Origin of the sequence: Paraburkholderia sp. SUR17 (assembly GCF_029536165.1) — a bacterium.
GTDB classification, from domain to species: domain Bacteria; phylum Pseudomonadota; class Gammaproteobacteria; order Burkholderiales; family Burkholderiaceae; genus Paraburkholderia; species Paraburkholderia kururiensis.
The window spans coordinates 2,015,813-2,035,214 of sequence record NZ_CP120508.1 but is presented as its reverse complement, the minus strand read 5'-3'; the positions used below and the strand labels follow the sequence as shown (position 1 = coordinate 2,035,214).

At 65.4% G+C, this 19,402-nt stretch carries 16 protein-coding genes, 1 other RNA gene and 1 pseudogene; 10 read left to right on the top strand and 8 right to left on the bottom strand.

The window, feature by feature from the left end:
- Positions 1 to 22: 22 nt before the first annotated feature.
- From P2869_RS08950 to trxA, 7 genes and pseudogenes are all read right to left on the bottom strand, one after another.
- Complete coding sequence (locus tag P2869_RS08950; protein WP_277598088.1) at positions 23 to 1,378, bottom strand: MATE family efflux transporter; 1,356 nt, start codon at positions 1,376 to 1,378, stop codon at positions 23 to 25.
- Between the two features lie 28 nt (positions 1,379 to 1,406).
- The gene (locus tag P2869_RS08945; protein WP_277596247.1) at positions 1,407 to 3,161 is read right to left on the bottom strand and encodes a glycosyltransferase family 39 protein; all 1,755 of its coding nucleotides are present in this window, start codon (positions 3,159 to 3,161) and stop codon (positions 1,407 to 1,409) included.
- 367 nt (positions 3,162 to 3,528) lie between these two features.
- A complete protein-coding gene (locus P2869_RS08940) occupies positions 3,529 to 3,792 on the bottom strand; it encodes a type B 50S ribosomal protein L31 (RefSeq protein ID WP_017773745.1) in 264 nt (87 codons plus the stop codon).
- Positions 3,793 to 3,985: 193 nt separating this feature from the next.
- Positions 3,986 to 4,816, bottom strand: a complete 831-nt coding sequence (locus P2869_RS08935) for a M90 family metallopeptidase (RefSeq protein WP_277596246.1) — start codon at positions 4,814 to 4,816, stop codon at positions 3,986 to 3,988.
- A 38-nt stretch (positions 4,817 to 4,854) separates the two neighbouring features.
- Positions 4,855 to 5,705: pseudogene (locus P2869_RS08930) on the bottom strand (MFS transporter); the annotation flags it as partial.
- Between the two features lie 75 nt (positions 5,706 to 5,780).
- A complete protein-coding gene (rho, locus tag P2869_RS08925; protein ID WP_017773748.1) occupies positions 5,781 to 7,043 on the bottom strand; it encodes a transcription termination factor Rho in 1,263 nt (420 codons plus the stop codon).
- Positions 7,044 to 7,257: 214 nt separating this feature from the next.
- Positions 7,258 to 7,584, bottom strand: coding sequence for a thioredoxin TrxA (gene trxA, locus P2869_RS08920; protein WP_017773749.1), 327 nt, complete (start codon positions 7,582 to 7,584; stop codon positions 7,258 to 7,260).
- 387 nt (positions 7,585 to 7,971) lie between these two features.
- On the opposite strand from trxA, the gene ffs reads away from it, so the two are divergent.
- The 5 genes from ffs (at position 7,972) to P2869_RS08895 (ending at position 13,382) form a co-directional block, all read left to right on the top strand.
- An RNA gene (gene ffs / locus P2869_RS08915) (signal recognition particle sRNA small type) lies at positions 7,972 to 8,070 on the top strand.
- Positions 8,071 to 8,377: 307 nt separating this feature from the next.
- Positions 8,378 to 10,912 carry a DNA polymerase III subunit gamma/tau gene (locus P2869_RS08910; RefSeq protein ID WP_277596244.1) on the top strand — a complete coding sequence of 845 codons (2,535 nt, stop codon included), beginning with the start codon at positions 8,378 to 8,380 and terminating at the stop codon, positions 10,910 to 10,912.
- Positions 10,913 to 10,982: 70 nt separating this feature from the next.
- Positions 10,983 to 11,309 (top strand): YbaB/EbfC family nucleoid-associated protein, encoded by a 327-nt coding sequence (locus tag P2869_RS08905; protein ID WP_017773751.1) that lies wholly within the window; start codon positions 10,983 to 10,985, stop codon positions 11,307 to 11,309.
- A 28-nt stretch (positions 11,310 to 11,337) separates the two neighbouring features.
- Complete coding sequence (recR, locus tag P2869_RS08900) at positions 11,338 to 11,934, top strand: recombination mediator RecR (protein WP_126877354.1); 597 nt, start codon at positions 11,338 to 11,340, stop codon at positions 11,932 to 11,934.
- A gap of 164 nt (positions 11,935 to 12,098) precedes the next feature.
- Positions 12,099 to 13,382 carry a CaiB/BaiF CoA-transferase family protein gene (locus tag P2869_RS08895; protein ID WP_126877353.1) on the top strand — a complete coding sequence of 428 codons (1,284 nt, stop codon included), beginning with the start codon at positions 12,099 to 12,101 and terminating at the stop codon, positions 13,380 to 13,382.
- Between the two features lie 83 nt (positions 13,383 to 13,465).
- On the opposite strand, the gene P2869_RS08890 is transcribed toward P2869_RS08895, so the two are convergent.
- Complete coding sequence (locus tag P2869_RS08890) at positions 13,466 to 14,437, bottom strand: NADPH:quinone oxidoreductase family protein (RefSeq protein WP_277596243.1); 972 nt, start codon at positions 14,435 to 14,437, stop codon at positions 13,466 to 13,468.
- Positions 14,438 to 14,616: 179 nt separating this feature from the next.
- Between P2869_RS08890 and surE the strand changes: the two genes are divergently transcribed.
- From surE to P2869_RS08865, 5 genes are read left to right on the top strand one after another with little or no spacing between them, the layout of a single operon-like run.
- A complete protein-coding gene (surE, locus tag P2869_RS08885; RefSeq protein WP_277596242.1) occupies positions 14,617 to 15,375 on the top strand; it encodes a 5'/3'-nucleotidase SurE in 759 nt (252 codons plus the stop codon).
- Entirely contained in the window at positions 15,372 to 16,532 is a 1,161-nt protein-coding gene (locus tag P2869_RS08880; RefSeq protein ID WP_277596241.1) for a protein-L-isoaspartate(D-aspartate) O-methyltransferase, read from the top strand. Before surE ends, P2869_RS08880 begins: the two co-directional genes overlap by 4 nt.
- Before the next feature lie 5 nt (positions 16,533 to 16,537).
- The gene (locus P2869_RS08875) at positions 16,538 to 17,461 is read left to right on the top strand and encodes a peptidoglycan DD-metalloendopeptidase family protein (protein ID WP_026121235.1); all 924 of its coding nucleotides are present in this window, start codon (positions 16,538 to 16,540) and stop codon (positions 17,459 to 17,461) included.
- Between the two features lie 11 nt (positions 17,462 to 17,472).
- Positions 17,473 to 18,564 carry an RNA polymerase sigma factor RpoS gene (gene rpoS, locus P2869_RS08870; RefSeq protein ID WP_017773758.1) on the top strand — a complete coding sequence of 364 codons (1,092 nt, stop codon included), beginning with the start codon at positions 17,473 to 17,475 and terminating at the stop codon, positions 18,562 to 18,564.
- Positions 18,565 to 18,567: 3 nt separating this feature from the next.
- Positions 18,568 to 19,344 (top strand): 3'-5' exonuclease, encoded by a 777-nt coding sequence (locus P2869_RS08865; protein ID WP_277596240.1) that lies wholly within the window; start codon positions 18,568 to 18,570, stop codon positions 19,342 to 19,344.
- Positions 19,345 to 19,402: the final 58 nt, after the last annotated feature.

Below are 19,402 nucleotides of genomic sequence, written 5' to 3'. Positions count from 1 at the left end.
ACGCACCGTTATTGCGCGCCGCTCAACCTTCCGCGCGCAAATATCGTCTGCTGACGCCACGCAGATAAACGAGCAGTCCGGCGCCAGCCACCATCAGGCTCGCCATGTTCGCGAACCAGAAGCCGCGAGCGCCCGTGAGCCACGCGGGCGCTGCGCCGCTCACATTGAAGCCGAGCGCATAGCCGCCGCCCAGGCCCACGCCCCACAGCGCGACGGCGTAGATCACCGTCGGAATCACCACGACCTTGTAGGCGCGCAGCACGAAGGCGGTCGTCACCTGGATGGCGTCGAAGAAGTGATAGCACGTCACGATCAGCACGAGCGGCATGGCCGCGGCCGCGACGGCCGGGTCCGGCGTATATCCGCCGATGATGAACGGCCGCAGCGCGAGCACGACGGCGCCGTAACACAGCGCGATGGCAGCGGCCATCGCGATGCCGTGGCGCGCAAGCGTGCGGGCGTCCGCGTGGCGCTGGCCGCCCAGAGCCTGAGCCACAAGCGTGGACGTCGCAATGCCGATGGAAAGCGGCGTCATGTAGAGCACCGCGCCGACGTTGCCTGCGATCTGGTGGCCCGCCAGCGTCGTCGTACCGAAGCGCGCGATGAAAAGCGCCATGAACGTGTACGACGTCACTTCGATCAGGTACGAGAGTCCCATTGGAATGCCGAGCTTGAGCAACTCGGCCTGGCGCCACCATACCGGCCAGCAGAACCGCTTGAAGATGCCGAAGGGCGAAAACACGTCGAGCCGCGTCATCAGCAGCATGCCGACCATGGCCAGTGTCCAGTTGATGAGCGTGCTCGCGAGCGCGCAGCCGGGGCCGCCCAGCGCGGGTACGCCGAGTCCGCCGAAGATGAACCACATGTTGAGCGGCACCTTCAGGATCAGCGCGCCGACCTGGAGGATCATCACGAGACGCGGCTGGCCCACCGCGTTCGTGAGCGAGCTGTAGACGCGAAACACGAGGCTCGCCGGCAGTCCGAACGAGAGGATCTTGAGGTAGCCCTCGGTGCGCTCGCGCAGCGCGTCGGGGGCGTGGGCGAGATCGAGCAGCGGGCCCGGAAAGTACAGAATTGCGAAGCCCGCGATGGTCAGTGCGAGCGCGAGCCATAGCGCCTGGCGCACTTCCTCGCCTATTTCCGCTTCGCGCCGTGCGCCGTAGAGCTGCGCTGCGACGGGCTGCAGCGCGGTCAGAATGCCCGTGAGGCCGATAAAGACCGAAATGTAGATCGACGACCCGAGCCCGAGCGCGGCGAGGTCGGTGGCCGAGTAGCGGCCTACCATCGCCGTGTCGATCACGCCGAACGCGATGATCGCAAGCTGGCCGATCAGCACGGGCCAGGCGAGCGCCGCGATGCGGCGCGCATCGGCGCGCAGGCTGTGCAGCGGGATCGTCGAGCTCATCCTATTTGTGGCGGTTGCGCCAGACGCGGCGCGTGACGGGCGGCTTCGGACGGTCGATGCGGACATAGAGCCGGAAGCGCTCGTCGCGGTCCGCCGCACGCCGTCCTTCCCAGACGAGCTTCCAGACGAAGTCCGACATCGAGCTCGGCGCGCCGAAGTCCTGCGAGTCCTGACGCAGAATCACGTCGCAGTCTTCGTCGAACGAAAAATGCATATCGCCGAAATAGGCGAAGGTGGCGATCTGCGCATCGCCAAGACGCGCGGGCGAGATGCAGTTGTAGTCGGCGGGAAGATGGGCGGCGATCTGCTCCGCGACGTCCTTGTAGGTCCGGCTGTAGTTGACGACCGGCAGCCACAGCGTCATGAGCAGCACCCACATGAGCGTGGTGCCGCCGCTCGTCAGCACGACGCTGCGCCACAACACCTTGGGATGCCGCGCCACGCGCCACTGCACGAGCACGAACCAGCACAGCGTGACGGCCACGGCACAGACGAACGAGAGAATCTTGAACTCGGGCGTGAAGCCCGGCGCATAGCGGGCGAGGTTGCGCGCGAGCGGCGCCGGAAAGCCCGTCAACGCGGCGATCCAGACGAGCCAGACCATCGTGCCGACGATCGTGAAGCTCAAGACAGCGAACCAGTCGATGGCGTTGATCGCACCGCGCTTGAGCGTGGGCAGCGCGAACGCCGCGAACACCGCGAGCGCCGGCAGCAGCAGCATGTAGAGCCGGTTCGATTGATGGCTCTGCAGCACCACGAGCACGATAAGCGGCGCGATCACGGAGAGCGGGATCGCCACGTGCGGCGCGCGGCGCAGGCCTGCCCAGCTAAACCAGGCCCAGACGGCGAGCGGCCACGCCGGCCACGTGAACAGCGGCAGGTTCTTGGCCGCATAGCGCAGCGCGGAGCCCGGCGGGCCGGCGAACGCGTTGACGCTGCCGCGCACCCACTGGTTCAGGAACCAGACGGCGTCGTCGGGAAAGCGCTGCAGTGCGGCGATGGGCCACGAAAATCCAATCACGAGCGCGACGGGCAGGCCCGCCAGCAGCAACCAGCGCGTGCGCACCTCCGGCGCGATGACGGCCATCGCGAAGGTGCCAATGAGGAGCGCGCCCACCAGCACGGGGTTGCTCGTCACGGCAACGAGGCCCATCGCGACTCCCCACCACAGCGAACCCTGGATGGGCTTGTCGATGGCACGCACGAGGCCGTACACGAGCATCGCCACGCAGACGAACTGGGCGATCTGCGGCGTGGTTTCGTGGCCGCGTTCGGCAAGGCCGAAGCAGCCCAGCAGGATCAACAGTGCGCCGTCGGCCAGCGTACGGCCGTAGTCGCGCGGTTCGGGTTCGCCGCCGAACGCGTACTTGAACGGTTGAACCTCGGCGCGACGGCCAAGCAGATACGCGGCGTACCAGACGAACGCACAGGCCGCGCAGAAAAGCAGGCCGGTGAAGACGCGCGAGGCGTTGCTCGCATCGACCCAGGGCGCGAGCGCGCGGATGGCCGCGGCGCCCAGCCAGTAGCCCACGGGGCCTTCCGAGGTGATGTACTTGCCGACGAGGTTGGGCAGCAGCCAGTCGTGCGTGGTGCCGTTCGCCATCGTCCACATCACGCCGAAGCCCGCCGCGTCCTCGTTCTTCCACGGATCGCGGCCGAAGAGCCCGAACGACGCATAGACGATGCAGATGGTGAGCAGCAGCCAGCGCGGCAGGGCGCTTGTGGCGGAGGCGGTGAGACGGACGACAGGCTTCATGCAGTGTGCGGTGATTGGATGGACGCTCGGGCCGATGGCGAGCGAGCCGGCCCGCCAGGAAGAGACGAATACGCCAAAGAAGGCGGACCGGACTGCCAGGACAGGCTCGATGAAGGCTGGCCTGCGAGCCGGCCGGGCTGGAGCATCCGGCATTGTAGTCGGGGCTGCCGGGGCGCGTCACGGTGGTGCGGGTCGTGCGGACGGTGCGCCAGGCCGTCGGTCAACAGACGGTAAGGCAACCGGTAAGACAGGGATGACAACCGCGGTGAAACAAAATCGCCCGGCGACAAAAAAGGGCAGCGTGCGCTGCCCTTTTGCGGTTCGGACCCGGCGGTAAGAGCCGGCATCGCAGGCGATCCTGCTTCGCTTACTTCGCGACCTTGCCCGTGGCGCGCGAACCGAACTTCTTGTTGAACTTCTCGACGCGGCCGGCCGTGTCCATGATCTTTTGCTGGCCCGTGTAGAACGGGTGCGATTCCGACGACACTTCGATCTTCGCGAGCGGGTAGGTCTTGCCGTTGAACTCGGCGGTTTCGCGCGTCTGGATGGTGGAGCGCGTCACGAAACGGAAGTCGTTCGACACGTCGATGAACAGGACTTCGCGGTAATCCGGATGAATGCCTTTCTTCATGGTCTTTCCTTTAGTCTGGCGGTAGCCAACCCGCGTGCCGCGACGAGGCGCCGTGCTTTCCGGCATTCCCGAGCGCTGGCAGTTCGGCGCGAGCCACTTGCCTAAGGTCGAAAAGCGGCGATTATGCCAGAAAATCAGACGGTTGGCGACTTTTTTGGCGGTCGGTCACGCCTCGCTGAGGCATTCCGGCGGCTCACTGCGCCTCCAGCGCGCCGACCTTCGCCGGGTCCTGGCGGTAATAGCGCGCGAGCAGCCGGTAAAGCTCGGGATATTCGACCTCGAACGCCTTCGGTTTGACGAAGAGGGCCTCGCTGCAGACGGCGAAAAACTCCGACGGGTGGTCCGACGCGTAAGGGTCAATCAGCGAATCGCGCTCGAAGCGCGCCCAGCGGCGCTCCGGCACCGCGTCCACCTTCGCGCAGAACTGGTCGTAGGCGTGGTCGAAGACATCGGACCATGCTTCGGTATCGAGCGGCGCGTGCCAGCGCCTGAAAAGCGGCGGATGGCCATCCGCTTCGCCTGTCAGCATGTCGATCTTGTGCGCGAACTCGTGGATCACGACGTTGTAGGCGTCGGCGCCGTCCGTCATCTGGGCGTCTTCCCAGGAAAGAATCACGGGACCGCCTTCCCAGGCCTCGCCGCTGGCGTCGTGCTCGACCTCGTGGACGATGCCGGCTTCGTCCTCCACCGTCTTGCGGATCACGAATTCGCCTGGATACACGATCACGCCGACCCAGCCGCGATACAGGTCGAGGCTCAGGTTCAGCACCGGCAGCGATGCCTGGGCCGCGATGGCGACCGTCATCTCGTCGGTGAGCGCGAGGTCGTGCGCCGTGGAGAACTCCTTCTGGGCGAGGAACAGGCTCGTCAGTTCGCGCAGCCGCTCGAGGTCCGTCGCGTCGAGATGCGAGAGAAACGGCAAGCCGTCGAGTGTCTTGCGCCACAGCGCGTCGGAAATCGCATGCGTGCGCAGCGCGCGGTCGCGGCGGCGCGTATCCAGCCATTGCGTGAGTTTCGAAAGCATCGGGGTGGGCTTGTCCGGTCGGTGCTGTAACGGTTGCGTTAGTCGATCTGCTGTTGCCACGCCGCGAAGAGCGCGCTGCACACGGCCACGCCGATCAGGAAGTAGAAGCCGTCGAGCGAGGTCAGGAAGCTCGCCTGCCGCGCAACAAGCCGGCTCATCTCCGCCGTGGCGAGCGCGTGCGCTTCGCCCGTGGTGCGGCCGGCCGCTTCGAAGCCCTGGGTCAGCGCGGCGAGCGCGTCGCGAAACAGCGGGTTGAACGGGGTGGCGACTTCCACGAGCCGGGTGCGATGCAGCGTGTCGCGATGCCGCTCGACCACGATGACCGACGTGGTGGCGAATGAAATCGTCAGTTGCCTCACGATGTTCTTCAGCCGGTAGCCGTGCGTGAACGCGTCGATCGCGAATATTCTAAACGTGAGATTGGCGACCGGCAGCACGATGAAGAGCAGCAGGCCGCGCAGCAGCAACGGCACGACAAGTGTCGCTTCGCTTGCGTCGGGCGTCATGCGGGTCATCGAAAACGCGGCGAGTGCGGCGACGGCGAAGCCCGAGACGATCAGCCATTTCTTGCGTGGCAGCAGCTTCGCGTAGCGCAGATACACGAACAATGTACTGGCGGAAATCAGCGACGTTACGTCGACGAGCCGGCCCGCGTTCTCGACGGAGTAGCGAGGCCGCTTTCGAGAAAGCGTGAGATCAGATAACTGAAGCCGGTCGACTCGTAGTAGTAGGGAACGTAAAGCGCGAGTCCCATCTGAAAGGTCTTTTCGCGCAACGCATGCAGACGCATGAGCGTCGTCGGATGGTGCCACTGATGCCGGGCAAACCGGCCGAGGGCCCCGGTGCCGGCCACGCTGAGCGCGATGAGCGCGGGCGCCATTGCTGCCATCGTACGGTCGGCACACATACAAACGCCCGCGCAAGGCGGGCGTTCAAAACATGCGATATGTGCGATCTGCGGTGATTAGCCGCCGCGTCGCATCATCTCGAAGAATTCGGAATTGCTCTTCGTCTGGCGGATCTTGTCGAGCAGGAATTCCATCGCCTCGACTTCGTCCATGTCGTGGATGAACTTGCGCAGCACCCAGATCTTCTGAAGGATGTCCGGCTTGATCAGCAGCTCTTCGCGGCGCGTACCGGACTTGTTGAGGTTGATGGACGGATAGACGCGCTTTTCTGCCAGGCGCCGCTCGAGGTGCACTTCCATATTGCCGGTGCCCTTGAACTCTTCGTAGATCACGTCGTCCATGCGGCTGCCGGTTTCGATGAGCGCGGTGCCGATGATGGTGAGCGAGCCACCTTCCTCGATGTTGCGCGCCGCGCCGAAGAAGCGCTTCGGACGCTGCAGCGCATTGGCGTCGACACCACCCGTGAGCACCTTGCCCGACGCCGGCACCACGGTGTTGTAAGCGCGCGCAAGGCGCGTGATGGAGTCGAGCAGAATTACCACGTCATGCTTCATCTCGACGAGGCGCTTGGCCTTCTCGATCACCATTTCGGCGACCTGCACGTGGCGCGCGGCCGGTTCGTCGAACGTGGAGGCGATCACTTCACCCGCCACCGAACGCTGCATTTCCGTCACTTCCTCGGGGCGTTCGTCGATCAGCAGCACGAACAGCACGACGTCCGGATGGTTCTGCTTGATCGCGTGCGCGATGTGCTGAAGCATCACCGTCTTGCCCGACTTCGGCGAGGCGACCAGCAGGCCTCGCTGGCCCTTGCCGATGGGCGCGATCATGTCGATGATGCGGCCCGTCACGTTCTCCTCGCCGCGCATTTCGCGTTCGAGCAGCAGCACCTTGTTCGGGTGCAGCGGCGTGAGGTTCTCGAACATGATCTTGTGCTTCGAGGCCTCGGGCGGCTGGCCGTTGACCTTGTCCACCTTCACGAGCGCAAAGTAACGTTCGCCGTCTTTTGGCGTACGCACTTCGCCTTCGATGGTGTCCCCGGTATGCAGGTTGAAGCGGCGGATTTGCGACGGGCTGATATAGATGTCGTCCGTGCTCGCAAGATACGAGGTTTCCGGCGAACGCAGGAAGCCGAAGCCGTCAGGCAGCACCTCGAGCGTGCCGTCGCCGAAAATCGTTTCACCCGTTTTGGCGCGCTTCTTGAGAATCGCGAACATGAGTTCCTGCTTGCGCAGGCGGTTCGCCGCTTCGATCTCGAGGCCATTGGCCATCTCGATCAGTTCGGACACGTGCAGGGACTTGAGCTCGGATAAATGCATACGGAGAACCCGTCGGGGAGGAATGCGACGAAATGAAATATGGGAGGAGGGTGAGCGGAACCGCTCAAGGACTTAGGCGCCTGTCCGACGCCTTATTGATTCTAGCATAGCACACGCGAAAATCTGCCTGCGCGGCAGACGGGCATGTTGTCATTGCGCGTGTTGCCGGCTGACAACAACGCGCAATGACTCGCGCAACGCGCGTATCAGGCGCTTAGAGATGGCTGTCGAGGAAGGCGGTGAGCTGTGACTTCGACAGCGCGCCCACCTTCTGTGCCGCAACGGCACCATTCTTGAAGAGGATCAACGTCGGAATGCCGCGCACGCCGAACTTGACCGGCGTCGATTGATGTTCGTCGACGTTGATCTTCGCGATCTGCAGGCGGTCGCCGTAATCTTTCGCGACCTCGTCGAGAATCGGCGCAATCATCTTGCAGGGACCACACCACTCGGCCCAGAAGTCGAGCAGCACCGGCTTGTCGGACTTGACGACGTCCTGCTCGAACGATGCGTCGGTAATGTGCTTGATTTGTTCGCTCATTGTGTGAATACCTCTTTCGGATCGAGGCTTGCCAAAAGTGTTCGCCACGATACACCAAAACTGAAAAAACGTCCGTTCGCACCGCTGCTGCGATCAGGCCGAAAGCGTCTGCGATATTCAAAAGACACCGACGTCGGATTCGCGAGAAAACCTTGAATTGCAGCGGCTTTGCCGGTATTTGCAGCGCAAGTGTAGCCTAAATTGCTATGTGCTGCCGGTGGTGATAGTACTCATGCCGGCGGCAGGGTTACCGATGATTCGATCTCGCTACGAGGCCTATCTGGTGGCACCGGGAGCGGATACAAGAGCTCGCGAGCGAGCTCCATGAAACGTGTTTCGACGCAAGAGCAGTCGCGTTGCACGGCGAGCGATGCTAGAATGCGACGTGACGGGCCTCCTCGCATGGAGGGGCGGTCAACCTGGTCAGGTCGGGAACGAAGCAGCCACAGCCGTTTTCCACCAGTGCCGAGGGTCAGGCTCGTCACCTTCCTCTTCTGTCCTTCCTTTGTTTTGCGCGGTTTTGGTTCGCGCCTTCCTACGCCTTTTCGCGGCACTTCTCGCGTTTCCCTCGTTGGCGTTTTTTCGCTTCTTTCCTGCAATTGCCTTCGTGCGATTTCACGGCGTTGCTTTGCCCGCTCTGCGTTTCGTTTCGCGCGGCTCTCGCAAGCCACGGCGTTCGCCCTGTATCATCCGCGGCAGCTGCGTCTGCGCGCGCTCCGACAGGCCGGCGTCACGTCGCGCCGCCGGGCGCGGACAGGTCTTTGCGCACCTGGGTTGCTGATACAATTTCCTGATGACCTATCAAGTTCTCGCACGCAAGTGGCGGCCGAAGGATTTCGCTTCGCTCGTCGGACAGGAGCACGTGGTGCGCGCGCTCACGCACGCGCTCGACGGCGGACGGCTGCATCACGCTTATCTGTTTACCGGAACGCGTGGTGTGGGCAAGACCACGCTCTCGCGGATTTTCGCGAAGGCGCTCAATTGCGAAACCGGCGTGACCGCGACGCCGTGCGGCGTGTGCCGCGCGTGCCGGGAAATTGACGAAGGGCGCTTCGTCGATTACGTGGAAATGGACGCGGCGAGTAATCGCGGCGTGGACGAAATGGCGGCGCTGCTCGAGCGCGCCGTCTATGCGCCGGTGGATGCGCGCTTCAAGGTCTACATGATCGACGAAGTGCACATGCTCACGAACCACGCCTTCAACGCAATGTTGAAGACGCTTGAAGAGCCGCCGCCGCACGTCAAATTCATCCTCGCCACCACCGACCCGCAGAAGATTCCCGTGACAGTGCTTTCGCGCTGTCTGCAGTTCAACCTCAAACAGATGCCGGCCGGCCATATCGTGTCGCATCTGGAGCGCATTCTCGGCGAGGAGCAGGTGGCGTTCGAACCGCAGGCGCTGCGTTTGCTCGCGCGCGCCGCGGACGGCTCGATGCGCGATGCGCTTTCGCTTACTGATCAGGCCATCGCGTATTCGGCGAACCAGGTGACCGAAGAAGCCGTGCGCGGGATGCTCGGCGCGCTCGATCAGAGCTATCTCATTCGCCTCATCGATGCGCTGATCGCAGGCGACGGCGCGGCCGTGCTCGCGATCGCTGACGAAATGTCCACGCGCAGCCTCTCGTTCTCCACCGCGCTGCAGGATCTCGCCGGCCTGTTGCATCGCGTGGCCTGGGCGCAGTTCGCGCCGTCGTCGGTGCTCGACGAATGGCCCGAAGCCGCGGACCTGCGCCGCTTCGCTGACGCGCTGAGTCCCGAGGCCGTGCAGCTCTTCTACCAGATCGCGACGATCGGCCGAAGCGAACTGGGGCTCGCGCCCGACGAATACGCCGGTTTCACCATGACGCTGCTGCGCATGCTGGCCTTCGAGCCCGCTGCGAACGGAGCAGCGGGTGGTGCAGGTGGTGGTGGCAGTGGCGGTGCGCGCGCGGCGAAACCCGCATCGGGCGGCGCAATTGGCTCGCGTTCGACTACCCCCGCCATGGCGACGGCCGCGCAAGCCGTGGCGCCGCTCGCCACGCAACCATCGTCGGCACCCGCGCCTTTGTCCGAGGACACGTCTTCCGTAACCGCAGCGCCCGCAACCGCCGACGTTGCGCCGCCAGCGACGCCTTCGCCTGCCCAGTCGCCGGCCGTTGTTCCGCCTTGGGAAACCGGGGCGGACGTAACGACAAAAAGCGCGGCCCATGGGGACGCGCAAGAAACTCAGGCGGCAAGTAACGACACACCTGTCGATGCTGCATCTCCTGTGCCCGAGGCCATGTCGGATAGCGCGTCGGACGGTGCGCCGACTCTCGACGCGCCGGCTGCATCGACAGATCGCTCAGCGCAGCCGCCCGCGGCAGCCGTATCGGCAGCGGCAACGGCAGCAGCCGATACGGCATCCACTGCGCCGCGCCGCGGCGGTGCGAGTGCGGCGCTCGACGTGCTGCGCAACGCCGGCATGAAGGTATCGTCGGATCGCAGCCGTTCCGCTGCTGCATCGGCTGGGCCGGCTGCAACGGCCACGTCAAAGTCCGCTGCACAGTCTTCCAGCCAACCGGCCCCGGAACGCAAGACCGTTGCGCCTCGCGTGAACGTCCCGGTTTCCGCGCCGGCTGTACCGCGGCGCGCGGAAGAGGCGTCGCCGCCCGGCGCCCGTCCGCAGGCTCGCCAGGCAGCCGATGCCGCTACGTCGATGCCACCTTGGGACGACATTCCGCCGGACGACTACCTGCCCGCCGGGGCCGAGGACGCGTACTTCGCGTCCCCCGGCGACCACGACGACCACGACGACCGGTTCATGCCCGTATTCGACAGCGAGCCGGGTTTCCCGCCGTCCGCCGACGCAAGGCCGGCTTCTGCCGGGCCGGCCCCCACGCCTGTGATCGACGTGAGCCAGTTGTCGCCCGGCATCGCACTCGACGCCATCGGTTTTGCCGGCGATTGGCCCGCGCTCGCCGTCGGTCTCGCGCTCAAAGGCATCTCGTATCAACTGGCGTTCAACAGCGAACTGACGGCGCTCGACGGCACCACGCTCAAGCTCAGTGTTCCGGTGCCGCAATACGCCGAGGCCACGCAGGTCGCGAAATTGAAGTCGGCGCTCGCCGAGCGGCTCGGCAAACCCGTCGAGGTGCAGGTCGAGGTGGGGCCCGCCCGGCGCACAGCGGCTGCGCTCGATGCCGCCGCGCGCGCGCAGCGCCAGCGCGACGCCGAGCGCGAGATCGGCGCCGCGCCATTCGTGCAGCAATTGATCCGCGAGTTCGGCGCGAGCATCGTGCAGGGCTCCATCCGGCCCATCGTGCCGGACGCAGGCACGAGCGCCGGCGGCGCGCCAGCCGGCCACTAACCCGCATACGCCTCGTCGCGCGCGAGGCGTTCCGTTTTCGAATCCACAGAATCCACAAGGAGCAGTGACCATGATGAAAGGCCAACTCGCCGGGCTCATGAAGCAGGCCCAGCAGATGCAGGAAAACATGAAGAAGATGCAGGAGCAGCTCGCGCAGATCGAGGTGGAAGGGCAGTCCGGCGCGGGTCTCGTGAAGGTGACCATGACTTGCCGCAACGACGTGCGCCGCGTCTCGATCGACCCGAGCCTGCTCGCCGACGACAAGGACATGCTGGAAGACCTCGTCGCCGCCGCCTTCAACGACGCCGTGCGCAAGGCCGAAGCCACCACGCAGGAAAAGATGGGCGGCATGACGTCCGGTCTGCCGCTGCCGCCGGGTTTCAAGTTGCCGTTCTGAGGCGCAGGCCAAGCGGAACCGATTTCGCATGAAGCAACCATCCGCCCTCGCAGCGCTCGTCGAAGCGCTGCGTGCGCTGCCCGGCGTCGGGCCGAAGTCCGCGCAGCGCATGGCGTACCACCTGATGCAGCACGACCTCGAAGGCGCGCAGAAGCTCGGCCGCGCGCTGCTGTTCGCAACGGAGCATCTGCAGCACTGCGAGAAATGCAATACCTTCACCGAGGCGCGCATCTGCGAAGTCTGCAGCGACACCGAGCGCGACCCGACGCTGTTGTGCGTCGTCGAGACGCCGGCCGACCAGATCATGCTCGAACAGACCCTGACCTATCGCGGCCTGTATTTCGTGCTGATGGGGCGGCTCAGTCCGCTCGACGGCATCGGTCCGAAGGAAATCCATTTCGACCGGCTCGTGAAGCGCGCGTCGGACGGCATCGTCAAGGAAGTGGTGCTCGCCACCAACTTCACGAACGAAGGCGAGGCAACCGCACACTACCTCGGCCAGACGCTCAAGGCACGCGGCCTTACGGTGACGCGACTCGCGCGCGGCGTGCCCGTGGGCGGCGAACTCGAGTACGTGGACGCCGGCACGATCGCGCGCGCGATGCTCGACAGACGCTCGCTTTAGCGGCGCCGCGGGATGGCGCGAGGTCGCCACGCGGCGCCAGGTCCGACCAGCGCGGGCGGCAACGAACGTCGCGAGAAAACGCAGCCGGAAATGGGCGTCCGCAGCGAGCGTTTGCAATCGTCACGAGAACTTCGCGCCGGACATCACCGAGAGACACGAGACAGATGAGCGCAGCTTCCCCCCAATCTCCGCACCATCCTGCCGCACAGGACGACGGCGCCGCACAGCAAGCCACGCCAGCCACCGACAAGCCGCGCGGTCCGCTTGCCGGCGTCAAGGTGCTCGAACTCGGCACGTTGATCGCGGGCCCCTTCGCGGCGCGGCTGCTCGGTGAGTTCGGCGCGGACGTCGTGAAGATCGAAGATCCGAAGGGCGGCGACCCGCTGCGCAAGTGGCGCAAGCTTTATCCCGAGGTGGGCGGCACTTCGCTGTGGTGGGCGGTGCAGGCGCGCAACAAGAAGTCGGTGACGGTGAATCTCAAGGCCGAAGAGGGCAAGGAGATCGTGCGTCGTCTCGCGCGCGAAGCCGACATCGTGGTCGAAAACTTCCGGCCAGGGCTGCTCGAAAAGCTGGGCCTCGGCTACGACGTGCTCTCCGAAGGCAACCCCGGTCTCGTGATGGTACGTCTTTCCGGTTACGGGCAGAGCGGCCCGTATCGCGACCGGCCAGGCTTCGGCGCGATCGCCGAATCGATGGGCGGGCTGCGTCACATCACGGGCTATCCCGATCTGCCGCCGCCGCGCATCGGCATCTCCATCGGCGATTCGATCGCGGCGCTGCACGGCGTGATCGGCGCGCTGATGGCGCTGCATCATCGCCAGGTCAACGGCGGCAAGGGGCAGGTGGTCGACGTTGCACTCTACGAAGCCGTCTTCAACATGATGGAAAGCGTGGTGCCCGAATACGGGCTTTACGGCATGGTGCGCGAACGCACCGGCGCATCCCTGCCGGGCATCGTGCCGTCCAACACGTATCCGTGCCGTGACGGCAGCATCGTGATCGGCGGCAACAGCGATCCGATCTTTCGCCGCCTCATGCTCGCCATCGGCCGCGACGACCTGGCCAACGACCCGGCGCTCGCGCACAACGACGGCCGCGTGCCGCGCACGGTGGAAATCGACGGCGCGATCGCGGCATGGCTCGCGAGCCGCACCATCGACGAGGCGCTCGCGGTGCTCAACGCGGCCGACGTGCCGGCGGGCCGCATCTACAGCGTCGCCGACATGTTCACGGACCCGCAGTACATCGCGCGCCAGATGATCCAGCGCTTCAAGTGGCAGGACGGTGTGGAGGTGGCGCTGCCCGCGGTGACACCCAGATTCTCCGAGACGCCGGGCGAGACGCGCTGGCTCGGCCCGCAGCTCGGCGAACATACGGACGAAGTGCTGGGCGCACTGGGTTACGACGCTCACAGCATCGCGCAGCTGCGAGAGCGGCAGATCATCTAATCAATGCACGAAGGCGGGTGCTGGGCAGAACCGAGACGCAACCCGTCGCGCGCGCACCAAAGAAAAGCACCCGGCGCGCACGCTCACATCTCGATGACGATCTTCCCGGTTACGCGCCGCGACGCCATGTCGGCCAGTGCGCGCGGCGTATCGGCGAGGGCATGGCGCGCCGAAATATGCGGCCGCAGCTTGCCGGCCTTCATCCAGTCGAACATCTGCGCGAACGCCGCGGCATTGCGTTGCGGCTCACGCTTGGCGAATTCACCCCACGCGACACCGACCACGCTCGCGCCTTTGAGCAGCGCGAGATTGAGCGGCAGCTTCGGAATCTCGCCGTTCGCGAAGCCGACCACGAGATGCCGACCACGCCACGCAATGCTGCGAAAGGCGGGCTCCGTATAAATACCGCCCACGGGATCGTAGATCACGTCGGGTCCCTTGCCGTCGGTCAACTCGCGAATTCGCGCGCGCAGGTCGTCGCGCGCGTAGTTCAGCGTGGCGTTTGCACCGTGTGCGGTGCAAACGGCGAGCTTCTCGTCCGTGGAGGCAGCGGCGATCACGCGCGCGCCGATCGCCTTGCCGATCTCCACCGCCGCAAGCCCGACGCCACCCGCCGCACCCAGCACGAGCATCGTTTCGCCGGGCTGCAGCGCGCCACGGTCCACCACGGCGTGATGCGAGGTGCCGTATGCGAGTGTGAAAGCTGCGGCCGTCGCGAAATCGGCGTCGTCGGGCAAGGGCATACAGGCCGAAACAGGCGCTGCCACCTGCTCGGCAAATCCGCCGTAACCCACGAATGCGACCACGCGCGTGCCGGGCGCGAGCGTGACACCGTCTCCCGCTGCGCGCACCACGCCCGCCACTTCTGCGCCGGGCGTGAACGGCAGCGGCGGCTTGACCTGATATTTGTTCTCGATGATCAGTACGTCGGGGAAGTTGACGCTCGCGGCTTTCACGTCGATCACGACATGGCCCGGCGGCGGCACCAGATCGGGCAAAACCTCGAGCGTGAGCGTTGCAGGTGGGCCGTACTGGTTGCAGCGTATTGCGCGCATGACGTCTCCTCACAGTGCAGGCGAATGCCGGACGTGCAGTGTACGGCATGGCGAACGGACGTGCGCTTTTGCGCCTGCGTCGCCCGCTGGAAAACTGCGCACTCGCGCGGTGATGCGTAGACGGCGGCGCGGCAAGCTGTGTCGTTCGCGTGCCTTCTTTCCTCGGTTACAATCGGCCGATGCGAATACTCCTCAGCAACGACGACGGCTATCTGGCACCCGGACTCGCCGCGCTTTACGCGGCGCTCAAGCCGCTTGCCGATGTCACGGTGATGGCACCCGAGCAAAACTGCAGCGGCGCGTCGAACTCGCTCACGCTCTCGCGGCCGCTTTCGGTGCTGCGCTCGGCGAACGGCTTCTACTACGTGAACGGCACGCCCACGGATTCGGTCCACATCGCGCTCACGGGCATGCTGGATCACAAGCCCGACCTCGTCGTATCCGGCATCAACAACGGCCAGAACATGGGCGAGGACACGCTGTACTCAGGCACGGTTGCCGCCGCTACGGAAGGCATCATGTTCGGCATGCCGGCCATTGCGTTTTCGCTGGTCGACAAGGACTGGGTGCATCTCGAAGATGCGACCCGCGTGGCGGTCGAAATCGTCGCGCACTTTCTCGAGCATCCGCTGCCGGGGCATCCGCTCCTCAACGTCAATATTCCGAACCGGCCTTACGACGAACTCGGCGACTGGCGCGTCACGCGCCTCGGCAAGCGCCATCCGTCGCAGCCCGTGATCCGCCAGACCAATCCGCGCGGCGAGCCGATCTACTGGATCGGTCCGTCGGGCAGCGCGCGCGATGCGAGCGAGGGCACCGACTTTCACGCGGTCGCAACGGGCCACGTGTCCATCACGCCGCTGCAACTCGACCTTACCCACACGCAGATGCTTCCCGTTGCGCGCGACTGGCTTCGCGCAGGCCGCAGGGCTTCATGACAGGCGAGCGCGCAAAGCGTTTTCCGCTGGGGCTCGCCGACCTCGTGCGCGAGCCGCGCAAGCGCGACGCCGGTCCGCTCGATGCGCGCGCCGCTAAGTCGACGAGCGCGGCGGGCGCGGTGAAGCCGGTGGGCGTCGCCAGGTCGCCGGCCCTATCACCGAAGCCGCTTGCTGCGGCAAAGCCCGGCGTTGTAGCGAAACCCGCGGCGGCCACGTCGCCACGTGCAGCGCGGCCTGCCACGGCGAAGTCAGCGCAGCCCATCGCGATCAAGACGCGTGACGCCGGCACGCCGCAAGGCACGGTGTCGACGAAGCCCCAGAGCGCGGCGCGGCCGCGAGGCGCGTCTGTCGCTTCGCTTGCCGGCGCACCGAAGAAGGCGGCTGGCGCCGCGTCGTTATTGTCGAATCCGGTCCGGGCAGTCGGCGTTGGCGGCGCTCGCGCGACGCTGGCCGGCGCGCCCAATGTCGCCTTGAACGGCGCGCTCGCGCTGACCTCGGAACGGGTGCGCGAGCGTATGGTCGAACGGCTGCGGGCGAACGGCATTGCCGATTCACGCGTGCTCAATGCGATGTCGGTCGTGCCGCGCCACATGTTCGTCGACCCGGGCCTCGCGACCCAGGCCTACGAAGATGCGGCGCTGCCGATCGGCCATCACCAGACGATCTCGAAGCCTTCGGTCGTGGCCCGCATGATCGAGCTTGCTGCCGCGGGCCGGCCGCTGGCGAGCGTGCTCGAAATCGGCACGGGTTGCGGGTATCAGGCCGCGGTGCTGAGCCAGGTGGCACGCGAGGTGTATTCGATCGAACGGATCAAGCCGCTCTACGAGCGCGCCAAGACGAATCTGCGTCCGCTGCGCATTCCGAACATCCGCCTGCATTACGGCGACGGGAGACTGGGCCTGCCGGCAGCGGCGCCGTTCGACGCCATCGTGATCGCCGCGGCTGGGCTCGACGTGCCGCAGGCACTTCTCGATCAGCTCGCCATCGGCGGCCGGCTCGTGGCGCCGGTGGCGGAGCAGGGCGCTGCGGGCGCAGTGGGCGCGCAAGGCGAGAGCGCCCAGGTGCTCACGCTGGTGGAGCGCACGGGGCCTGCGCAATGGCGCGAGGTGCGGCTTGATCGCGTTTTCTTTGTCCCCTTAAAATCCGGAGTGATTTGAAAACGATGAGTATGTTGCGCGCGATGCAAAGAAACAAAATGAATGTAGATCTGACGGTTTTTCAACGTAGCGCATGCGTGCTCGCGATTTCTCTGCTGACGGCGTGCGCCACGCGGCTCGACAACGCGCCGGTGGTCGATCGCTCCAGTGCGCTCAACACGGCCGCTGCCACGGCGCAGCCCGCCGTGCCGCTCGGACCACCCCCGCCGGGCTATTACCGGGTGAAGCCGGGCGACACGCTTTATCGCATTGCGCTTGAGAACGGTCAGAACTATCGCGACATCGCCACGTGGAACAACCTGGCGAACCCCAACCAGATCGAGGTCGATCAGCTGTTGCGCGTGGCGCCGCCGGGCGCGAACGTTGCCGGTGCAACGCCTGGCGTGGCCACGTCACCCATCGTGGGCGGCGGCGTGCAAAGCGCACCGCTTGGCGGCTCGACTGCCGCGGGGGCTGCGTCGACGAGCTCGGCAACTGCGCCCTCCACGAACGGTTCAGCCTCCACGGCAACCACGATTCCTCCGCAGCCCGCCGCGAGCGACACGAGCGCGGCAAGCGGCGGCACCATCGCGTTCTCGTGGCCGGTGCGCGGCCCGATCCTCAATACCTTCGACGATTCGAAGAACAAGGGCGTCAACATCGGCGGCTCGCAGGGCCAGGCCGTGAAGGCCGCAGCGGACGGACGCGTGGTCTATGCCGGAAATGGGCTGCGCGGATACGGCAATCTCATTATCATCAAGCATGATGCGACGTACCTCACGGCGTATGCACATAACAGCGCTTTGATGGTAAAAGAGGGGGATGCGGTCACGAAGGGGCAGAAGATCGCCGAAATGGGGAATACCGATTCGGACCGCGTCATGCTGCATTTCGAAGTTCGCCGTCAGGGTAAACCTGTCGACCCGCTGAAGTATTTGCCGCCGCAATAAGCGAGCTGACCATGCCGAAACCGAAGCGCCGCCAGCAGCAAACCGGGAGCGAGTCCGTGAACCGAGCCGCCGAGGCTTCGGTGGACGAGGGCGGCGCATCGGCGAACGAAGACGAATCGCTCGACAGCAACGACGGCGGTCGCGATTTCGACGAGCGGGAAGCCGGTGGGGACGAAGCCGAAGAGCAGGAGGGCAGCCGGGAGGCGGCACCCGACGCCGACGACTTTCGCGCGCTCCTGCAGGCCGAACTCACGGCCGACACCATCCAGCATTATCTGAATCGCATCAGCGTGAAACCGCTCCTCACCGTGGAGGAGGAGCAGCGCTACTCGCGGCTCGCGAAGGCCGGCGAGTTCGAGGCGCGGCAGGTCATGATCGAGCGCAATCTGCGGCTCGTCGTGAGCATCGCGAAGGGTTACCTGAATCGCGGCGTGCCGCTGCTCGATCTGATCGAGGAGGGCAACCTGGGCCTCATGCACGCCATCGAGAAATTCGATCCGGCACGCGGGTTCCGCTTCTCGACGTATGCCACCTGGTGGATCCGCCAGAGCATCGAGCGCGCCATCATGAACCAGGCGCGCACCGTGCGGCTGCCCGTGCACGTGATCCGCGAGCTGAACCAGGTGCTGCGCGCGAAGCGCCACCTCGAAAAGAATTCGCTCAATTCGGGCGAAGCCGCCGAGCGGCGCGACGCCAGCATCGACGACATCGCTTATCTCACCGGCAAGACCACCGAGGAAGTCACGGACATCCTCGCGCTCAACGAGCATACGGCCTCGCTCGACGCGCCGCTCGACCTCGACCCGGCAAGCAGCCTGCTTGACCTTTTGTCCGACGACCAGAGCCAGTCGCCCGATGCCGAAGTCCAGCACCGCGAACTCGAAACGCTCACGCGCGCCTGGCTTGCGCGCCTCTCGGACAAGCACCGCCACGTGATCGAGCGCCGTTTCGGCCTCAACCACATCGAACCGGCCACCCTCGAAGAACTCGCCGACGAAATGGGCCTCACGCGCGAACGCGTGCGGCAGATCCAGCAGGAGGCACTCGTGCGGCTCAAACGTTTCTTCGCCTCCAATGGCGTGCGCAAGGACGCCGTTCTGTAACTGATGACACCCATCCTCGTATTCGACATCGAGACGATTCCCGATGTCGCCGGCATTCGACGCCTCGACGATCTTCCCGCCACGCTGACCGACGCCGAAGTGGCGGAGCACGCCTTCGCGGCTCGCCGCGAAAAGACCGGCAGCGATTTCCTGCCGCACCATCTGCAGCGCGTCGCCGCGATCTCGTGCGTGTTTCGCGACAGCAGCGGATTTCGCGTGCGCTCGCTCGGCACGCTCGCGGACGGCGAGGGCGCACTGATCCAGTCGTTCTACCGCACCATCGAAAAGTACACGCCGCAGCTCGTGTCCTGGAACGGCGGCGGCTTCGACCTGCCGGTCCTCCACTATCGGGCACTCGTGCACGGCATCCGCGCGTCGCGCTACTGGGACCTCGGCGAGGACGATCGCGACTTCAAGTGGAACAACTACATCAGCCGCTACCACTCGCGCCACACCGACCTGATGGACCTGCTCGCGATGTACCAGGCGCGCGCGAATGCGCCGCTCGACGCACTCGCGAAGCTGTGCGGTTTTCCCGGCAAGCTCGGTATGGACGGCGGCCAGGTATGGCAGGCGTTCCAGGAGGGGCGGATCGAGGAAATCCGCAATTACTGCGAGACGGACGTCGTCAATACCTACCTGCTGTATTGCCGCTTCCAGTTGATGCGCGGCGGCCTCTCCGCCGACGAATACGCGGACGAGATCGCGCTCGTGAAGAATTCGCTCGCGCAGGAACCGGCCGCGCACTGGGCCGAATACCTCGCGGCGTTCGACCAGTGATGCGCCATCGGTGAACGGTCCGCTGCGCTTTGCGCCGTCCCCTTAAGCGAACCTGCTT

Excerpts from the sequence above, each read along its gene's own strand:
- P2869_RS08935 (WP_277596246.1), bottom strand. The coding sequence starts at position 4,816 with ATGCTTTCGAAACTCACGCAATGGCTGGATACGCGCCGCCGCGACCGC.
- surE (WP_277596242.1), top strand. The coding sequence starts at position 14,617 with ATGCGAATACTCCTCAGCAACGACGACGGCTATCTGGCACCCGGACTC.
- P2869_RS08940 (WP_017773745.1), bottom strand. The coding sequence starts at position 3,792 with ATGAAGAAAGGCATTCATCCGGATTACCGCGAAGTCCTGTTCATCGAC.
- rho (WP_017773748.1), bottom strand. The coding sequence starts at position 7,043 with ATGCATTTATCCGAGCTCAAGTCCCTGCACGTGTCCGAACTGATCGAG.
- rpoS (WP_017773758.1), top strand. The coding sequence starts at position 17,473 with ATGCCGAAACCGAAGCGCCGCCAGCAGCAAACCGGGAGCGAGTCCGTG.
- P2869_RS08890 (WP_277596243.1), bottom strand. The coding sequence starts at position 14,437 with ATGCGCGCAATACGCTGCAACCAGTACGGCCCACCTGCAACGCTCACG.
- P2869_RS08880 (WP_277596241.1), top strand. The coding sequence starts at position 15,372 with ATGACAGGCGAGCGCGCAAAGCGTTTTCCGCTGGGGCTCGCCGACCTC.
- P2869_RS08905 (WP_017773751.1), top strand. The coding sequence starts at position 10,983 with ATGATGAAAGGCCAACTCGCCGGGCTCATGAAGCAGGCCCAGCAGATG.
- trxA (WP_017773749.1), bottom strand. The coding sequence starts at position 7,584 with ATGAGCGAACAAATCAAGCACATTACCGACGCATCGTTCGAGCAGGAC.
- P2869_RS08875 (WP_026121235.1), top strand. The coding sequence starts at position 16,538 with ATGAGTATGTTGCGCGCGATGCAAAGAAACAAAATGAATGTAGATCTG.
- P2869_RS08895 (WP_126877353.1), top strand. The coding sequence starts at position 12,099 with ATGAGCGCAGCTTCCCCCCAATCTCCGCACCATCCTGCCGCACAGGAC.
- P2869_RS08910 (WP_277596244.1), top strand. The coding sequence starts at position 8,378 with ATGACCTATCAAGTTCTCGCACGCAAGTGGCGGCCGAAGGATTTCGCT.
- P2869_RS08945 (WP_277596247.1), bottom strand. The coding sequence starts at position 3,161 with ATGAAGCCTGTCGTCCGTCTCACCGCCTCCGCCACAAGCGCCCTGCCG.
- recR (WP_126877354.1), top strand. The coding sequence starts at position 11,338 with ATGAAGCAACCATCCGCCCTCGCAGCGCTCGTCGAAGCGCTGCGTGCG.
- P2869_RS08865 (WP_277596240.1), top strand. The coding sequence starts at position 18,568 with ATGACACCCATCCTCGTATTCGACATCGAGACGATTCCCGATGTCGCC.